Source organism: Dactylosporangium sp. CA-233914 (assembly GCF_050942935.1).
In the GTDB taxonomy this organism is placed as follows: domain Bacteria; phylum Actinomycetota; class Actinomycetes; order Mycobacteriales; family Micromonosporaceae; genus Dactylosporangium.
The window spans coordinates 8530381-8547291 of sequence record NZ_CP192030.1; the positions used below are offsets into that span (position 1 = coordinate 8530381).

General features: G+C 74.9%; 18 protein-coding genes. 10 read left to right on the forward strand and 8 right to left on the reverse strand.

Annotated features, from left to right (window positions below):
• Window positions 1-23 precede the first annotated feature (23 nt).
• Both ACQPY0_RS38070 and ACQPY0_RS38075 read left to right on the forward strand, forming a co-directional pair.
• Entirely contained in the window at window positions 24-521 is a 498-nt protein-coding gene (locus ACQPY0_RS38070) for a metallophosphoesterase family protein (RefSeq protein ID WP_432972147.1), read from the forward strand.
• A gap of 10 nt (window positions 522-531) precedes the next feature.
• Window positions 532-891 (forward strand): DUF4180 domain-containing protein, encoded by a 360-nt coding sequence (locus ACQPY0_RS38075; RefSeq protein ID WP_432972150.1) that lies wholly within the window; start codon window positions 532-534, stop codon window positions 889-891.
• Between the two features lie 129 nt (window positions 892-1020).
• Here ACQPY0_RS38075 and ACQPY0_RS38080 read toward each other — a convergent pair whose 3' ends face one another.
• A complete protein-coding gene (locus tag ACQPY0_RS38080) occupies window positions 1021-1950 on the reverse strand; it encodes a polysaccharide deacetylase family protein (RefSeq protein ID WP_432972153.1) in 930 nt (309 codons plus the stop codon).
• A gap of 106 nt (window positions 1951-2056) precedes the next feature.
• Here ACQPY0_RS38080 and ACQPY0_RS38085 point away from each other — a divergent pair, with 106 nt between their 5' ends.
• The 5 genes from ACQPY0_RS38085 to ACQPY0_RS38105 all read left to right on the forward strand — a co-directional run bounded on the left by ACQPY0_RS38085 (window position 2057) and on the right by ACQPY0_RS38105 (window position 4838).
• Window positions 2057-2485, forward strand: coding sequence for a helix-turn-helix transcriptional regulator (locus ACQPY0_RS38085; protein WP_432972156.1), 429 nt, complete (start codon window positions 2057-2059; stop codon window positions 2483-2485).
• A gap of 10 nt (window positions 2486-2495) precedes the next feature.
• On the forward strand, window positions 2496-2909 hold the full coding sequence (locus tag ACQPY0_RS38090; RefSeq protein ID WP_432972159.1) for a VOC family protein: 414 nt from the start codon (window positions 2496-2498) through the stop codon (window positions 2907-2909).
• A gap of 18 nt (window positions 2910-2927) precedes the next feature.
• Complete coding sequence (locus ACQPY0_RS38095; protein ID WP_432972162.1) at window positions 2928-3614, forward strand: hypothetical protein; 687 nt, start codon at window positions 2928-2930, stop codon at window positions 3612-3614.
• Window positions 3611-4132, forward strand: coding sequence for a GNAT family N-acetyltransferase (locus ACQPY0_RS38100; RefSeq protein ID WP_432972165.1), 522 nt, complete (start codon window positions 3611-3613; stop codon window positions 4130-4132). The genes ACQPY0_RS38095 and ACQPY0_RS38100 overlap by 4 nt, the downstream gene beginning before the upstream one ends.
• Before the next feature lie 85 nt (window positions 4133-4217).
• Window positions 4218-4838 (forward strand): DUF998 domain-containing protein, encoded by a 621-nt coding sequence (locus ACQPY0_RS38105; protein WP_432972168.1) that lies wholly within the window; start codon window positions 4218-4220, stop codon window positions 4836-4838.
• 10 nt (window positions 4839-4848) lie between these two features.
• Here the strand turns inward: ACQPY0_RS38105 and ACQPY0_RS38110 are convergent, their stop codons facing one another.
• A complete protein-coding gene (locus tag ACQPY0_RS38110; protein WP_432972171.1) occupies window positions 4849-5343 on the reverse strand; it encodes an ArsR/SmtB family transcription factor in 495 nt (164 codons plus the stop codon).
• A 24-nt stretch (window positions 5344-5367) separates the two neighbouring features.
• On the opposite strand from ACQPY0_RS38110, the gene ACQPY0_RS38115 reads away from it, so the two are divergent.
• A complete protein-coding gene (locus ACQPY0_RS38115) occupies window positions 5368-6621 on the forward strand; it encodes an MFS transporter (protein WP_432972174.1) in 1254 nt (417 codons plus the stop codon).
• Between the two features lie 310 nt (window positions 6622-6931).
• Here ACQPY0_RS38115 and ACQPY0_RS38120 read toward each other — a convergent pair whose 3' ends face one another.
• Genes ACQPY0_RS38120 through ACQPY0_RS38130 form a run of 3 tightly spaced genes read right to left on the reverse strand, consistent with a single transcriptional unit; the run spans window position 6932 to window position 9695 of the window.
• Window positions 6932-8071, reverse strand: a complete 1140-nt coding sequence (locus ACQPY0_RS38120) for a sensor histidine kinase (protein WP_432972177.1) — start codon at window positions 8069-8071, stop codon at window positions 6932-6934.
• An 11-nt stretch (window positions 8072-8082) separates the two neighbouring features.
• Window positions 8083-8799 carry an ABC transporter permease gene (locus ACQPY0_RS38125; RefSeq protein WP_432972180.1) on the reverse strand — a complete coding sequence of 239 codons (717 nt, stop codon included), beginning with the start codon at window positions 8797-8799 and terminating at the stop codon, window positions 8083-8085.
• Window positions 8800-8801: 2 nt separating this feature from the next.
• A complete protein-coding gene (locus tag ACQPY0_RS38130) occupies window positions 8802-9695 on the reverse strand; it encodes an ABC transporter ATP-binding protein (protein WP_432972183.1) in 894 nt (297 codons plus the stop codon).
• 176 nt (window positions 9696-9871) lie between these two features.
• Between ACQPY0_RS38130 and ACQPY0_RS38135 the strand changes: the two genes are divergently transcribed.
• A complete protein-coding gene (locus tag ACQPY0_RS38135) occupies window positions 9872-10774 on the forward strand; it encodes an aminoglycoside phosphotransferase family protein (protein WP_432972186.1) in 903 nt (300 codons plus the stop codon).
• A gap of 235 nt (window positions 10775-11009) precedes the next feature.
• Window positions 11010-12965 (forward strand): hypothetical protein, encoded by a 1956-nt coding sequence (locus tag ACQPY0_RS38140; protein WP_432972189.1) that lies wholly within the window; start codon window positions 11010-11012, stop codon window positions 12963-12965.
• Between the two features lie 382 nt (window positions 12966-13347).
• On the opposite strand, the gene ACQPY0_RS38145 is transcribed toward ACQPY0_RS38140, so the two are convergent.
• Genes ACQPY0_RS38145 through ACQPY0_RS38155 form a run of 3 tightly spaced genes read right to left on the reverse strand, consistent with a single transcriptional unit; the run spans window position 13348 to window position 16909 of the window.
• Complete coding sequence (locus ACQPY0_RS38145) at window positions 13348-14190, reverse strand: ECF transporter S component (protein WP_432972192.1); 843 nt, start codon at window positions 14188-14190, stop codon at window positions 13348-13350.
• Window positions 14187-15791 (reverse strand): ABC transporter ATP-binding protein, encoded by a 1605-nt coding sequence (locus tag ACQPY0_RS38150; RefSeq protein ID WP_432972195.1) that lies wholly within the window; start codon window positions 15789-15791, stop codon window positions 14187-14189. Before ACQPY0_RS38150 ends, ACQPY0_RS38145 begins: the two co-directional genes overlap by 4 nt.
• Window positions 15788-16909, reverse strand: coding sequence for a CbiQ family ECF transporter T component (locus ACQPY0_RS38155; protein WP_432972198.1), 1122 nt, complete (start codon window positions 16907-16909; stop codon window positions 15788-15790). The genes ACQPY0_RS38150 and ACQPY0_RS38155 overlap by 4 nt, the downstream gene beginning before the upstream one ends.
• Between the last annotated feature and the right edge of the window lie 2 nt (window positions 16910-16911).

The window sequence follows — 16911 nt, forward strand, 5'->3', positions numbered from 1 at the left end:
CGGGCGCCGTAGGGTGGCAGGCGATGCAGGTGCTCATGCTCGCCGACACCCACGTGCCCAAGCGGGCCCGCGACCTGCCCGCGCCGGTGTGGGCGGCCGTGGAGGCCGCCGACGTCGTCATCCACGCGGGCGACTGGGTGGACGTCGCGCTCCTGGACGCCCTGCAGGCGCGGGCGGCGCGGCTCATCGGGGTGTACGGCAACAATGACGGCCCGCCGCTGCGCGCCCGCCTGCCCGAGGTCGCCGAGGCCGAGCTCGAGGGCGTGCGCCTCGCCGTCGTGCACGAGACCGGCCCCGCGTCCGGCCGCGAGACCCGCTGCGCCGCCGCGTATCCTGGCCGCGACCTGCTCGTCTTCGGCCACTCCCACATCCCGTGGGACAGCGTCGCCCCGGGCGGCCTGCGCCTGCTCAACCCGGGCTCGCCAACGGACCGCCGCCGCCAGCCGCACTGCACCTACCTCACCGTGACCTTCGCCGCCGGCAGCGTAAACGACGTGCTGCTGCACCGGCTCCCCCGGTAGCGTGCGTGCCGTGACCGAGCAGGAGACGATCAACGGCATCAGCGCCCTCGTCCTCGCCGCGGAAGGCCCCCGCTACGGCGCCGAGCTCAGCGCGGCGGACCTGGTCGGCGAGGCGCTCAGCCACGACGCGGAGCTGCTGGTCGTCCCCGCGCCGCGCCTGGCCGACGACTTCTACAACCTGCGCACCGGCGTGGCCGGCGAGATCCTGCAGAAACTGGTGAACTACCGCCTTCGCCTGGCCGTCATCGGCGACATCACCGCCCACGTCGAGGCGAGCACCGCCCTGCGCGACCTGATCCGCGAGTCCAACCGCGGCCGCGACGCCTGGTTCCTGCCGGACCGCGCCGCCCTCGACGCCCGCCTCGCTTGAGCGCGACCGGCAACAGGCGCCCTGCCTGCATCTCCCCGCGCGCCGTGCGCCCGCGGCGCGGCAGGTCCAGGGGTGAGGCGCCCGCCTCTTGACCAGTTGCCGGTCTCGCTAACCTGCGGCGCGCGCTGCCTATCCCGCGCCGGGTCCGGTGGGCAGGCCCTCCAGGACGAAGTAGCGTTTCAGCCAGGGGATGAGCGTGCGGTAGGCCACGATGGTGTCCGGCTGGCCGTTGTCGTGCGACAGGATGATCGAGCCCTGGCGGACGTGGCTCTTCACCTGGGCGATCACCCGGTCGATGTGGGTCTGGTCGTTCCTGTCGGGCCGGTGGTTCCAGTCCTGCGGGTCGACGTCCCAGTAGATCGAGGTCATCCCGAGCTCCTTGGCCTTGGCGACCAGGCTCGGGGTGAAGTTGCCGCCCGGCGCGCGGAAGTACTTGATCGGGGCGTCGTTGCCGACCGCGGCGTGGATCATGTCGTTGGTGTGGCGCAGGTCCCATTCGATGTAGGACGGGTCGCGCTTGCCCAGGTTGAGCAGGTGCTGCCACGAGTGGTTGCACAGGGTGTGGCCGTCGGCGTAGATCTGGCGCACCAGTTCGGGATGGTCGCGGACCCGGAAGCCGACCATGCAGAAGGTCGCCTTGACGCCGTTGTCCTTGAGCACCTTGAGGATCGCGGGCGTGTTCACCGGGTCGGGGCCGTCGTCGAAGGTCAGGGCGACGTTGGTGCCGGCGGTGCGCAACAGCGAGTCGGCCGGGCCGTGGCCGGTGCCGGGCGGGCGGACGTTGAACCCGTCCTCGGCCGCCCTCGACGCCGGATTCGACGGGGACGGTTGCGCGTCGGTGGGGCTCGGCGAGGGCGGGGCCGCGGAGGTCGGGATCACCGGCGGCTCCAGCGACGGCGACGCCTCGACGCTGGAGTGGCTGCCGGCGGTGACGCCCGGCTGGGCGTCGGACTTCGGTTTGCTGTCGCCGCCGCACGCGACGACGCCGACGAGCACCCCTAGCAGCACCACAGCGGCCGCGGCGGTCAGAACATATCGAGACCTCTTGTTGCCGAGCACCCGGCCACGCTAACGGACGGCGCGTGGCTCGCGCAGCCCCACGGAGACGTTGATGACGTTCGGTATATGAAGAACTCACCCAGGGTGATGATCATAGAGTGGCGGGGTGATCGTGCCGGTCGACCTGCTGCCGCACCTGCGCCGCGCCCGCGACCATATCGACCGCAACTACCGCGAACACCTCGACCTGGACGGGGTCGCGGCGGTCGCCGGCGTCTCGAAGTACCACTTCATCCGCTGTTTCGGGCGGGCCTACGGCGAGACGCCGATGCGTTACCTGACCCGGCGGCGCATCGAGCGCGCTCAAGATCTGCTGCGCGGTGCCAACCTGACGGTCACCGAGGTGTGCATGACCGTCGGATTCACCAGCCTCGGCTCGTTCTCGGCGAAGTTCACCCGGGTGGTCGGGGAGAGCCCGATCGCCTACCGCGACCGCTGGGCCGCCGCCGGCGCGCCGCACATCCCGGGATGCTGGCTGTTCATGGCCGGGGTGGTCCGCAATTTTCGAGAAGGCGCCTCCGGTCACGGCGAGTAACCTCCGTCTCATGATTACGAACATTTCGCTCGTCACCGTGTACGTCCTCGACCAGGACAAGGCCCGCGACTTCTACGTCAACACACTCGGCTTCACGGCCAACACCGACATCACCATGGGTGAGTTCCGGTGGGTCACGGTCAACCATCCGAACCAGCCGGAGCTCCAGGTGACGCTCATGACGCCCGGCCCGCCGCTGGACGACGAGGCGGCCGCGTTCGTGCGCCGCCAGCTGGAGAAGGGCGGCATGGGCGGGCTCGGCCTGCGCGTCGACGACTGCCGCAAGACCCACGCCGAGTTGGTCGCCAAGGGCGTCGAATTCATCCAGGAGCCGGAGGACCGCCCGTACGGCGTCGAGGCCGTCTTCCGCGACGACAGCGGCAACTGGCTGGTCATGGTCGAGCCGCGCGAGTTCGCCGGCTGAGGCGTTAGCGTTACCCGCATGGGCCGTCGTGAGCAGTTCGCGGCGCGACTGCGGGAGCTGCCCGCCGCGACGTGGCCGGACTTCCTGCGCGAACACGGCGGCCTGCCGGGACCACGGGCCAACCTCGAGCTCGCGCAGGCCGTCGCGGACACGGCCGAGCCGGCGCAGATCGACGCGTTCATCGCCGGCGGCGACGAATACCTCGTCCTCTGCGGTGTGGTGTCCCTCGGTCCTCTGCTGGTTTCGTCGGCACCGGACGTGCCCGCCCGCCTGCGCCGGCACGCGGCCGACGGGCGCTGGCGCGTGCGCGAGGGCGTCGCCATGGCCCTGCAGCGCCTCGGCGACGTCGACCCGCCGCGCTTGTTCGAGCTGGCCGACGACTGGGCCGGCGACCCCCACCCGCTCGTGCAGCGGGCCGCGGTCGCCGGCCTGTGCGAGCCCCGCCTGCTCAAGGCTCCCGGCGCCGCCGCCCGCGCCGTCGCGGTGTGCCGCGCGGTCACCGACTCCCTGGCCGCCCGCCCCGCGGCCACGCGCGCCGACGAGGACGTCCGGACGCTGCGCAAGGCCCTCGGGTACTGCTGGAGCGTCGCCGTCGCCGCCGACCGGCCCGCCGGCCTGCCGGTCTTCGAGCGCTACGCCGCGTCGGCCGACCGCGACATCGCGTGGATCGTCACCGAGAACCGGAAGAAGGCCCGGATGCGATGAGGACCGTACACACCGCCGACCTGACCGCCGGGGAGCGCGCCCAGCTGCGGACCGTGCTCGACGCGGCCTTCGACGGCGGCTTCGACGACCACGACTGGGCCCACGCCCTGGGCGGGCTGCACGTGCTCGCCGAGGCGGGCGGCCGGATCGTCGCCCACGCCGCGGTCGTGCAGCGGGCGCTGCTCGCCGACGGCGTCCCGCTGCGCGCCGGATATCTGGAGGCCGTGGCGGTCCACCCCGACCACCAGAAGCTCGGCTACGCCACCGCCGTGCTCGACGAGGCCGAGCGCATCATCCGGGCGGCCTACGACATCGGCGCCCTGTCGGCCTCCGCGGCCGCCACCGGCCTCTATGCCCGCCGCGGCTGGACGCTGTGGCCCGGCACGACGGCAGTGCTCTCCCCGCGCGGCCCGGCCGCCACCCCGGACGACGACGACAGCACGTACGTCCTGCCGGTCGCCGCGATCCCGCTGCAGGGCGTCCTGACCTGCGACTTCCGGGCCGGCGACGTCTGGTAGAAAAGATCTTGGGACCCGATGTCGGATCCCGGGCGCTCCTGTTCGAGGGAGGGGTGAAGTCACCCGCCCGAGAGAGGAACCCGCGATGAGCGCCCGTGTCACCCGCTCGCTGCTCGGCTACGCAGTGCTGGCCGGTCCCGTCTACGTCATCGTCAGCCTGGCCCAGGCGTTCACCCGGGACGGCTTCGACGTGACCCGGCACGCCTGGAGCCTGCTCAGCAACGGCGACCTCGGCTGGATCCAGGTCACCAACTTCGTCGCCACCGGCCTGATGGTCCTGGCCGCGGCGGCCGGCCTGGCCCGGGCCGTGCCGCAGAGCCGCTGGACGGCCCGCCTGGTCGCCGTCTTCGGCGCGAGCCTGATCGCCGCCGGCCTCCTGCGCGCGGACCCGGCGATGGGCTTCCCGGCCGGCACGCCGGACGGCCCCGGCACGGTGACCTGGCACGGCGTCGCCCACCTGGTGGCGGGCGCGATCGGCTTCCTGTGCGCGGTCGCCGCCGCCTGGGTGCTGGCCCGCCACCAGGACCGCGGCGCGGCGCTGTACTCCCGGCTCTCCGGCACCGCGTTCCTGCTCGCGTTCGCGGGCATCGCCTCGAGCAGCAGCGCACCAGGATTCACGCTCGGCTTCGTGGCCGGGGTGGCCATCATCTTCACGTGGCTCGCCGTGGTGTCGATCCGGCTGTACCGCACCCTGCCCGGCGAGTAGCCAGCGCCGCTCACGGCCGGAGCCGGAACGCGTGCACGGTCACGGCGATCGGGACCGTGCCGGGGGTTCGAATCGGGCGGGCGGCCTCGTGCAGGGCGTCGCCGAGGGCCTGCAGGCCGGTGCGGTACGCCTCCCAGGCCTCCGGCGCCACCCACAGCTCGCCGTCCGTGGTCACACCCGGATTCGCCGGGTCGCGGCGGGCGGCGCGCTCGCGCAGCCCGTGGGCGAGGGTCTCGGCCAGGAACGCGGTGCCCTCGCGCTGGTCGGAGAGCGGAGATCCGTGGACGGTACGGTACCGCCGCTCTCGCCCGCCGCGCCGGTCGCGCTCCTCGGCGAGCTCCACCAGGCCCGCCGCGGCCAGGCGGCGCAGGTGCTCGCTGGCCAGGGCGTGCGAGACCGACAGCTCCCGGGCCAGCTCCGCCGCCGACATCGGGCCCGGCCACATCAGGTTCAGCATGCGCAGCCGCAGCGGGTGGGCCAGCGCGCGCAGGACATCGTCCGCCATACCCCCAAGCATATTATTGGGGGTATGGCCTGGTCGACGGCACGGGTCCTCGGGGACCCCAACGCACGGCTGTACCTCGCGGGCGTGCTCGTCTCCGGGTTCGGGGACTCGGCGTTCTCCCTGGCCGCCGGCGTATGGGTGAAGACCCGCACCGGCTCGGACGCCCTGGCCGGCACCGTCGCCGCGGGCATGTGGCTGGCCCTGCTGCTGGGCCCGCCGCTCGGCGGCGTCGCGGACCGGGTCGACCGGCGCCGCCTGCTGGTCGGGGTCAACCTGGCCCTGGCCGCCGTCATGGCCGCGGCGGCCACCGGGCACGTCTGGCTCGTCTTCGCGGCCCTGGCCCTGGTCGGCGCCGGCGCGGTCCTGATCGGGGCGGCGGAGGCGGCCCTGCTCCCGGCCGTGGTCCCCGCCGGCCTGCGCGGCGACTTCAACGGCCTGACCCGCACGGTGACCGAAGGCATGAAGCTCGTCGCCCCGGCGGTGGGCGCATCGATGTTCACCTGGCTGGGCGGCCCGTCGGTGGCCCTGCTCAACGCCGCGACCTTCGCGGCCGCCGCCGTGGCCTTCGCCCGGCTCCGCCCCCACCCACCCCGGCCCGAGGCCGCGGATCCGGCCCCGGCCGCCACCGCGCCGGTCCTGGGCAACCGCGAACTGCGCGCCCTGATCCTGGTGGCCGCGGCCGCGATGATCGCGTCCAGCCTGTCCAGCAGCGCCACGTTCGCCCTGCTCGACGCCCTGCACCGCCCGCCGGCCTTCGCCGGCGTCCTGACCGCCGCCCAGGGCCTCGGCTCGGTCGCCGGCGGCCTCCTGGCGGGCACCCTGATGCGCAGGCTGGGCGAGCGCGGCTACTCGGCTTTGGGCCTGCTGCTCTTCACCGCCGGCGCCCTGTGCCGCGTCACGTTCTGGACGTGGCCGGCGGTCGCCGGCAGTGTCCTGATCGGCCTCGGCCTGCCGGCGCCGCTGATCGCCGCGGTGACGGCCCTGCAGCGCCTGATCCCGGAGCGCCTCCTGGGCCGCGCGGCCGCCACCGCCAACTCCCTGATGTTCGCACCGACCGGCCCGGCCCTCCTCCTCGGCGGCGCCATGGCGGCCTCGCTCGACTACCGCGTCCAGACGGTGGCCGCCGCCGCCCTGGCCGCGACCGCCGTCTGGACGCTGCGCCTTGGCCGATCCCCCTCGTCGACGCCGCCGCCGGCCCGCCCGAGGGCTCCCGCCGGGCACTCGTTGCCGTTCGCGCAGCGGCGAAGGAACCGAAAGGCCGGCCGGCGCACAACATAACCGGGATATGCCGGGCCGTGCAGCGCCCGGCATATCCGGCCGGACACCCGGGTCAGCCGAGGTCGTCGTCCAGGGAGACCTTGCGGACCTGGGCACCGCGGTTGCGCTGGATCTCGATCAGGCCTTCGCCGGCCAGGTCCTGCAGGGCGACGCGGACGTTGAACCGGCTCGCCCCGGAAGCGGTCGCTCAGCTGCGCCTCGACGACTCGCCGGCCAGGATCGCCGCGCGCAGCGCATCACGGACGTTGGTCGCGTCCTGCGCCGGAAAACCTGACCGCCTCCGGACCCTGGTCCGCCGACACGATAGCCGTCACGCCGCCGAGGCGCGCAGGGTGAAGCCGCCGCCGTCGCGCCGGCCGATGCTCAGGGCGCAGCCCGCGGCGCCGAGGCGCTCGCGCAGCCCGTTGAGGCCGTGGCCGGCGGGGCCGGCGGCAGGGTCGGCGGCGAGCTCGGGGCCCTTGGGGCCGCGGCCGTCGTCGCTGATCTCGACGGTGGAGCGGCCCAGGCGGATCCAGCAGTGCTTGGCCTCGGAGTGGCGTACGACGTTGGTGACGCCCTCGCGGACCACCCACGCGAACAGCTCCCGCCGCTCCGGCTCGACCTCCTCGCCGGTGACGGGGACGTCGGCCTCGATGCCGGCCGCGTCGAGGGCGCTGCGGGCCGAGGCGAGCTCGGTGGCCAGGGACATCTCGCGGTAGCCGGCGACGGCGGCGCGGACGTCGCCGAGGGCCTCGCGCACGAGGCGCTGGATGTCCCCCAGTTCGGCCTCGGCGCGCTCGGGGGCGAGCTGGACCAGGCGGGCGGCGAGCTCGCTCTTGACCGACACGACGGTCAGCGAGTGGCCGAGCAGGTCGTGCAGGTCACGGGCGAAGCGGTTGCGCTCGGCGGCGATCGCCAGGCGGGTGATCTCCTCGCGGGCCTCGGCGAGCTGGGCGTTGCGCTGCACGACGCGGGTCACGCCCCACACGGCCAGCGCCGCGACCATCACCGCGAAGGTCAGGTCAACGGAGCGGTCCCAGCCGGGGACGACCCGCGGCAGGGCGCCGGCGACGATCGCGGAGGCGAAGACCACGCTCCACGCGGCGCGGGGCGGGAAGGAGAAGACGGCGGTGACGGCGACGTACACCAGGGCGGTGAGGCCGGACTCGCCGACGAGGAGGGTCAGGATCGTGGCGAGGGCGACGAGGCCCGCAAGACGCAGCGTGGCCTGGGCCAGCGACGGCGGGCGGCCGGTCTCGCGCATCTCGCGGCGCGCCCACATGAAGCCCGCGAGGTACAGCACGCAGAAGCCGAGCCCGGCCGCGAGGCCCACGGCCCGTTCCCAGACCTCGGGCCGGTGCCACGCGTCGATGACCGGGCCGGCCATGTAGAACAGCCAGACCGCCGCCCACAGCCAGAAGAACCTGGCCGCGGGGCGGCGGACGAGCTGGTTGGTCGGGATGCCGGTCACGGTAGGGAAGCCTAAGCGCGGGCCGTATCCACGCGGAACCGGCGCAGGGCGATGAGCGCCAGGACCACCGTCCAGCCGAGCAGCACGACGATCGCCTGTCCGTCGATGTGGCCGTGGTCCAGGGGGCTGCGGGCGACCTGGCCGGTCCAGTACGAGGGGGTGAGCTTCGCGATGTACCGCAGCGCGTCCGGCATGAGGTTGACGGGCACCCACAGGCCACCGAAGGCGGCGAGCGTCAGGTTGATGAGCGCGGAGACCTGCTGGACGCTGTCGGGCTTGGCGAGGTAGCCGATCACGACTCCCAGCGCGGCGAACGGCAGCGACGACAGCCACGAGCCCGCGGCGCAGAGGATCCACTCCGCCGCGCTCAGGCGCACGTGCAGGCCCAGCGCGCCGATGAGGAACGTCACGATGACCGGCGGCACGCCGACGAGCAGGGCCAGGAACACCTTGTTGAGCACGTAGGCGCCGGGCGAGAGCGGGGTGAGCCGCAGCGTGCGGTTCCAGCCGAGGCCACGCTCCACCGCGATGGTGCCGCCGCTGGAGATGGCGGCCGTCATGGCGCCGAAGAGGGCCATGCTCACCATGACGTACTTGCGGGCGTCCGCGTCGCCGCCGACCGACACGCCACCGATGATGAGCAGCAGCAGGGCCGGCATCAGGGTGGAGAAGATGACCAGGCGCTTGTTGCGGTACAGCCGCATGGTCTCCAGGCGGAGGTAGGTCATGTTCACTGGGTGCTCCCGGCGACGGTGAGGGCGATGAAGGCGTCTTCGAGGTTGCGGCTGGTGACCTCGATGTCGTGCGCGGCGGTGGCGTTCAGCAGCGCGCGCAGGGCCGCGTCGGAGTCGTCGCAGTGCAGCAGCACCGCGTCGCCGCGCGTCTCGACCCGCTCGACGCCCGGCAGGCCGGCGAGGCCGGCGAGGTCCGCGCCGGGAACGGTGGCACGGATGGTGCGGCCGGAGACGGCGGCCTTGATCTGGGCGGCGGTACCGTCGGCGACGACCCGGCCGGCGCGCAGCAGCACGATGCGGTCGGCGTAGTCGTCGGCCTCCTCGAGGTAGTGCGTGGCGAACAGGACCGTGCGGCCCCGGGCGGTCTCCTCGCGCATCGAGGCCCAGAAGGCGCGGCGCGTCTCGACGTCCATGCCGGTCGTGGGCTCGTCGAGCACGAGCAGGTCGGGGTTGCTCACCAGGGCCATGGCGAAGCGGATGCGCTGCTGCTGGCCGCCGGAGAGGCCGCCGACGCGCTGCTTGGCGAACTCGGCGACGCCGGCGCGCTCGATGACCTCGGCGACGTCGCGCGGGTCGCGCTGCAGGGCGGCGGCGAGGCGTACGGTCTCCTCGGCGGTCAGGTCCGGCAGCAGGCCGCCGGTCTGCATCAGCGCGCCGACGGCGCCGCGGGCGATCGCCTTGGCCGGGGCCTCGCCGTAGAGGCGCACGTCGCCGGAGTCGGGGCGCAGCAGCCCGAGCAGCATGTCGATGGTGGTTGACTTGCCCGCGCCGTTCGGGCCGAGCAGCGCGACGACCTCACCTCGGCGGATCGTGAGGTCCAGGCCGTCGACGGCGGTGACCGGCCCGAACCGTTTCGTCAGGCCGGCCAGCTGTACCGCTTCGTTCGTCATGCCCTCAGCATGGCCGCGGATCGATCCGGATGAGACTGCATCGCGTCACCCGCCCTCCCATGACATCTGTCATGCGCAGCGCCGCCCTCGTCGGCCGGGGGCGTCGTGGGGACGGCGGCCGGGAAGTTCGCGGGCGGGTGTCAGAGTGTCGCCATGGCTGAGAGGGTGCGCAGCTGATGGAGATCCCGGAGATCGTGCGGGCCAAGGCGGTCGCGGCCGGCGCGCCGGACTGGCCGGCCCGCGTCCCGTCGCTGCTCGCGGACCTGCAGCGGCGGTGGGGGCTGCGCCTGGGGAAGGTGTACGACGCAGGCACGGAGGCCCTCGTCGTGGACGCCTTGCTGGACGACGACACCCCGGCGGTGCTGAAGCTGCTCGTCCAGCGCCCCGGCGACCACGCCCGGCACGAGGCCACCGTCCTGCGCCTGGCCGGCGGGGAAGGCTGCGCGCGTCTGCTGCGGGCCGACTTCGCGCGCTCGGCGCTGCTGATGGAGCGCCTCGGGCCGGCGCTGAGCGACCTGAACCTGCCGTTGCCGCGACGCCTGGAGATCCTGACGGACGCGGCCGCCCGGATCTGGCGCCCGGCCCCGGAGTCCGGCCTGCCGACCGGGCTTTCCAAGGCCCGCTGGCTCGCCGAGTTCATCGCCGCGACCTGGGAGCGCACCGGCCGGCCGTGCGCCGAGCGGACCGTCGCGCACGCCCTGGACTGCTGCGAGCGGCGCGCGGCCGCCCACGACGACGAGCGGGCGGTGCTCGTACACGGCGACGTGCACCAGTGGAACGCCCTGCGGGCCGCCGACGGCACCTTCAAGCTCGTCGACCCTGACGGGCTGCTCGCGGACGCGGAGTACGACCTCGGCGTGCTCATGCGCGAGGACCCCGAGGACCTGCTGGCCGCCCCCGACCCGCGCGCCCGCGCCCGGTGGCTGGCCGCCCGGACCGGCCGCGACGAGACGGCGATCTGGCAGTGGGGCAACGCCGAGCGCGTGTCGACCGGCCTGCTGCTGACCGAACTCGGCCTGCTACCGGTGGCGCGCGACATGCTGGCCGCCGCGGACCGCATCGCGCGCGATTTCGTTTGATCGGGCCTGCTTCAGGCGCGCCCACCGTCCGCATCGATGCGGCAGTGCGCGAAGCACCCTTCCGGCGCGGCCCAGAACCGGCCGAACGCCGCAGTCGTTGCGGGCCGCGGCCCGGTAGGGCCACCGACGGGCGACCCCCGATCGGAGGATCCGGGGCCGAATCGGCTACAGGCAGTGACGGCGGGCGACACGATTGTGCTGCCATCGTTGCCCACCGCTCGGAGCCTCGACGCCGATGTCCTCGAACCGGCTGCATTGGCGCGCGGCGGAGCGAACGCTACGCCGGCACGCCACCCACCACCTGGAGATCGGCCCGCTCGACCGGGCCGAGGCCCCGGCCCTGCTGGGCCCGGCCGGCGAGCGCATCGACCCGGCCGCGCTGCTCGGCCGGCGCGGCGAGCGGCTGTGGCTGCTGACGGCACCGGGCGCGGCCGGCTCCCGCCCGCTGCCGTGGCTGCTGCGAGCCGCCTGGCGCCGCGCCGCCGCCGACCCGTCCGTCGCCCAGCGCCCGGTCCTTGTCGACCTGGCCCACCTGGCCGCGGACGCCCCGGTGACGGCGGACGTGATCCTGCGCGCCGTCACCGCCGAGGCGGCGACCCCGCACGGCTACCTGGTGCTGCTGGACGGCCTGGACCAGGCGGGCGGCGCGGTCCGCGCGGCGGTCGCCGGCCTCCCGGGCCCGCTGGCGCGCACATCCCCGGCATCGACGGTGGTGGCCCTCTCCCACGCCGAGCCGGTCCCCGGTTTCCACATTCCCGCGGTGGTACTCCCTGAGGCCCCGCCCTTCACCGCTCCCACCCCGACGTCACCGGTGCTCGACGCTCCCCCGCCACCCCAGCGCGCATCCGCCGCGCAGCCGCCCGCCCCGGACACCGCAACGGTGCTCACCCCCGGCGGTTGGGAGACCCTCGCGGATCGGCTGCGCACCCAGCGGCCCTGGTCCGCCGGGCTGCTCACGCGGGTGGTCGGCGCGTGCGCGGAGGCGGGTGAGCAGCTGCGGTGGCGCATCATCGACGACCTGTCGGCGCTGCCCGACCGCCGCCTGCTGTTCCGGGCCGCGCTGGCCGCGAGGGCGTGCGACGACGACGGCGTACGCCGCGCCGCCCGCACCGAGATCGAGTCCCTCGCCGGCACCGCCCCGGCGGCCCGCGACCCGCTGTGGCTCTCGCGGTTGCTGACGCTGCTCCCCGCGCTCGACGCCGGCGCGCACGCGCAGGCCTCGCCCACCACGCCGGGCGACGAGGCCACGGCCGCCGTCAACGATGCGCCGCCGGCGGACGCGGTGCTGACCCGGCTGGCGGCGACCGGCCGGCCCGGCTCGGCCCCGCTCACCCTGCTCGCGCGGCGCGACCCCATGGCGGCGATCGCCGCGGCCGAGGCGTCCGGCGACCCGCTCGCCCTCGACGCGGTCACCCGCGCCTCGGACGAGCCGGCCGTGCTGCGCGCCGTCCTCGCCCGCTGCCCCGACCACCCCGGCTGGCCGACCTCGCTCGTCCACCGCGCCCAGCTCGACCGCGGCCTCGCCACCGCCCTGCTGGCCGGCCGCGACCACGACACCGGCCCGATCGTGGCGGGGCGGTGGCAGGCGTTCCGGGTGACGCGCGGCACCGCGTACGGCCGGCTGCTCGACGACGTCCTCGATCGCCCCTGGACCTGGCCGGTGCACACCGCGCCCCTGCTGGCGACGCTGTCGAAGGTCCGGCCGCCGGCCACCCCCGTCCCGGTCGCCATGGCGGCCCTGCCGGGCGCCGCGGCCGGTGCCGCCCTGGCCGCGCTGACGGTCCTGGCCTGCGGGCGCCTCGCCGACGACCACGTCACCCCGCTGATCGCGACCGCCGCGGTGATCGCCGGCCTCACGGTGTCCACGCTGACCCTGACCCGCCGCCTGCGCCGCTGGAACACCGCCCTGCCGGGCGCGGGCGAGGCCCCGGCCCCGGTCCTGCGCGAACACGTCCTGGCCGGCGTCCTCGACCTGGCCGGCCGCCGCCTTGTCCCGATCGAACCGGGCCGCTACGCCCTGGACAACCGGCTCCGCCGAGCCTGCGCGCGGGCCGGCGTCCCGCAGGCGGAGATCGCCCACCTGCTGCGAGCCCTGGCCACCCGCCACGCCCTGCTGAGCGACACCACGCCCCGGCCCGTGCCGGAACAGCCCACCCGCCGCAACGAGCAGCACGAACCCAGCGGCGGATAGCCCGGTCCGCCAGATTAGTAGATCTTGGTTGCCGTCCACCGACCCACCAGCGGCCGGCGTCGGGGGAAGGACGGCGAGGAAGGCCGCTGAGGCCGCGGTGAGCGCGATCGCGAACACCATCAGGTTGTACGCGCTCACGGTGCCGGCCTGGACGGCCCAGCCGGCGAAGAGTGCGCCGACCGAGACGCCGATGTTGGTGACGGCGCGGAGATAGGCGGGAACTGCTGGGGCCGGTCGCCGCCGTGGCGGCGGATGAGCGGGCTGCGGGCGGCGACGCCGGCGGCTTTCGCGCCGGCAGCGATGCTGACTGCGGCGACAAACGGCCAGAAGTCGTGGGCCAGGACGAACCCGGCGGTGGCGGCGGCCTGGACGAGCAGGGCCGTCAGGGCGCCGGCGGGCTCGGTCGAGGCGTGCGAATGTGCATGGGGTCGGTGGTGAAGTCGACGGGCGCGTCGAACGCGGCCCGGCGCGCCGCCCGCCGCAGCGTGGCGAGGACCGCGGCGCCGAGGACGGCGACGGCGGCGCCGTTGGTGACGGCGCGGCCGGTGTCCCAGCCCAGTGACGAGGTCGTGGCGGTGAACAGCACGAACCGGTGCAGGTTCTCGGCGAGGGGGGCGCCGGGGACGTAGGAGAGCTGGGTGTCGGCGGCGGGGCTGAACGGCCAGAACCACATGTTCATGCAGAACCCGTAGGCGTAGGCGCTGACCGCGGCGTATCCGGCGAGCATCGCCACCTCGAGGCGGCCGCGGGGGCGGCGCGGGAGCAGGCCGGCGCCGAGGCCGACCCAGGACGCGGCGAGCATCTGGAACGGCAGCCAGGGGCCGACGCCGGCGGTGAGTAGCGCGGAGGCGAACAGCGAGGTCGAGCCGAGCAGGAACCCGAACCCGGGTCCGAACACCCGCCCGGCGAGGACGAGCAGGAAGAAGACGGTTTCGATGCCGGCGGTGCCGGCGCCGAGCGGCCGCAGCGCGGCGTTGATCGCCGAGAGCACGCCGAGCATGGCGACGGCCTTGGTGTCCAGGCCGCCGCCGGTCAGCTCGGCAACCATGACGGCGACCAGGACCGGCAACAGCCCGACGAAGATCAGCGGCGCGTCGGCGGTGCGCGCGACCGCCTCCGGCTGAGCCGGCACGAACAGCGGCCAGAAGAACGCGGCCAGCCCGGCCGCCGAGGCGAGCACCAGGACGAGCGCGGCGCGCGGCCGGACGCGGACGGGGCGGCTCACTGCAGGGCCTCGGCGACGTCGGCGACGGTGAGCCACGGCTGCGGGTGCAGGATCTTGGCGACCTGCGGGGCGAAGGTGGGCGAGGCGACGACGATGTCGGCGGTGGGGCCGTCGGCGACGATCTCACCCTGGGCCATGACCACGACCCGGTCAGCGAGGGCCGCCACGAGCTCGACGTCGTGGGTGGCGACGACGACCGCGGTGCCGCTCCGGGCGAGACCGCGGACGATCGCGGTGAACCGGCGCTTGGCGGTGTAGTCCAGGCCCCGGGTGGGCTCGTCGAGCAGCAGCACCGGCGGCGCGGCGACGACCTGGATCGCGAGGACAAGGGTGAGACGCTGGCCCTCGGACAGGTCGCGGGGGTGCCGGTCGCCAGGGATGCCGGGGGCGAGCTCGTCGAGCAGCGCGCGGGCGGTGCCCTGGGCCGTGCCGGCCTCGTGGTCGGCGGCGGCGCACTCGGCGTCGACCGTGTCGAGGTACAACAGGTCGGCCGGGGTCTGGGGCACCAGCCCGACGTGGCGGCGGCCCTCGGCCGGGGACAGCCGCGCCGGGTCGGCGCCGCCGGCCGTGACAGTCCCGCGCTGGCGGAGCCCGGAGCCCTGCAGCGCCCACAGCAGGGAGGACTTGCCGGAGCCATTGCGGCCCATGAGCGCCACAACCGACCCGGCGGCCAAGTCGAGGTCGACGCCGGCGACCGCGACGTGGCGGCCGTACCGCACGACGACGCCCTCCGCGCGCAGGGCCGCCGGCCGGTCGCCGGCCTCGGCACCGCGGGCGGGCGGCTCGAGGCCGGCGAGCCGCTCGCGCAGTCCGGCGGCGCGGCGGCGGGCGTCACGGACCGACAGCGGAAGCGGATCCCAGCCAGCCAGGCGGCCCAGCTCGACGATCGGCGGCGCGACCGCCGCGCCAGCAAGGACCTCGGCGGGCGCCCCGTCGGTGACGGTGCCGTCGCCGGGCAGGTAGAGCAGCCGGTCGGCGTAGTGGGCGACGCGTTCGAGGCGGTGTTCGGCAACGAGGACGGTGATGCCGAGGTCGTACACGAGCCGCGTGATGGCGGCCAGGACGTCCTCGGCGGCGGTCGGGTCGAGCGCGGAGGTCGGCTCGTCGAGGACGACGATCCGCGGGTGGGCGGCGAGGACGGCGCCGATCGCGACCCGCTGCTGCTGCCCGCCCGAAAGCGCGCGCAGCGGCCGGTCCCGCAGCTCGGCGATGCCGAGCAGGTCCAGGGTCTCCTCGACGCGCTTGCGCATCGTCGCGGCCGGGAAGGCGAGCTGCTCGAGGCCGTAGGCGAGCTCTTCCTCGACGGTGTCGGTGACGAACCCGTGCAGCGGGTCCTGACCGACGTACCCGATGACGTCGGCGAGCTCGCGCGGCGGGTGGGTCCGGGTGTCGCGACCGTCGACGACGACCCGGCCGGCGAGGGTACCTCCGGTGAAGTGCGGGACGAGGCCGTTGACCGCCCGCAGCAGCGTCGACTTGCCGGTGCCGGTGTGCCCGGCGACGAGGCACAGTTCGCCTTCGCCGAGGGTGAGGGTGACGTCGCGGAGCGCCGGGGCGGCGGCGCCGGCGTAGGTGACCGTGACCCGGTCGAATTCGATCATGCGGTCACCTCGACGGGCTCGGCGTGGGGCGGGGGCTCAGTGGGCGCGCTCGTTGGCGGCGGTGGCGTGAGCCAGGCCGGTCCGGCCGCGACCGCGACGGCGAGCGCGGGCAGGAGGCCGAGCTGTGGCCAGGTGAGCGGGCTCAGCGACGGGTACAGGTTGGCCGGGTCGACGGCGGCGGAGGCGAACAGCAGCGCCCCGGCGCCGACGCCGGCGAGGGCGGTGAGGGTCTCGGGCCACCGCCACGGGTCGGGCCGGTACCGGGTGCGCTGCACCCGCCGCCCGCCGAGCAGCAGCCCGGCCGCCGCCACCGCGCCGCCGGCGGCGAGGACGGGCAGCCCGAGCGCGCGCGGGGTGGTGGCGTCGAGGAGCCCGTAGACGCCGATGCAGACGCCGAGCAGCCCCGCGACGACGAGTACGCCGGTGGCGACGCGGACCGGGCGTGGGGTGGTGCCGGCGCGCGCGTAGCCGCGGGAGTCCATGGCGGCGGCCAGGGTCAGCGACCGGTCGAGGGCGTCGGCGAGGACGGGCAGCAGGATCGCGCGCAGCGCCCGCGCACCTTTGCCGGCGCCGCCGCGCAGCCGGCGGGCCCGGCGGACCCGCAGGACGCTCTCGGCGAGTTGCGGGGCGACGGACAGCGCGACGATGACCGCCGTGCCGGCCTCGTACAGCGTGGCGGGGACGAGTTTCAGCAGCCGTTTGGGGTTGGCGAGGGCGTTGGCGGCGCCGAGGCAGACGAGCATCGCGGCCAGCCTGAGTCCGTCGTAGAGGCCGCCGAGGAGTTCTTCGGCGGCGACCGGCCCGAACACCCGGATGCCGGCAGCCCACGCGGGGAGCGGGATTTCCGGCAGTGTGACGAGCACGTGGGTGCCGCCTCCGCCGCCGAAGATGATCCGGAACAGCAGCCGGCTGGCCACGATCAACGCGCCGAGGAGCAGGTACAGCCGGAAGGCCAGGGCCCACGGCGCGTCGGAGCGGCGGCGGGCGACGACGTACCCGGCAGCGGCCATGATCAGCGCGAGGACGATCGGGTTGGTGGTGCGGCTGGCCGCGGTGGCCAGGCCGAGGGCCCACAGCCACCATGCCCCTGGATGCACCGCCCGCGGCAGCCGTCCCACCG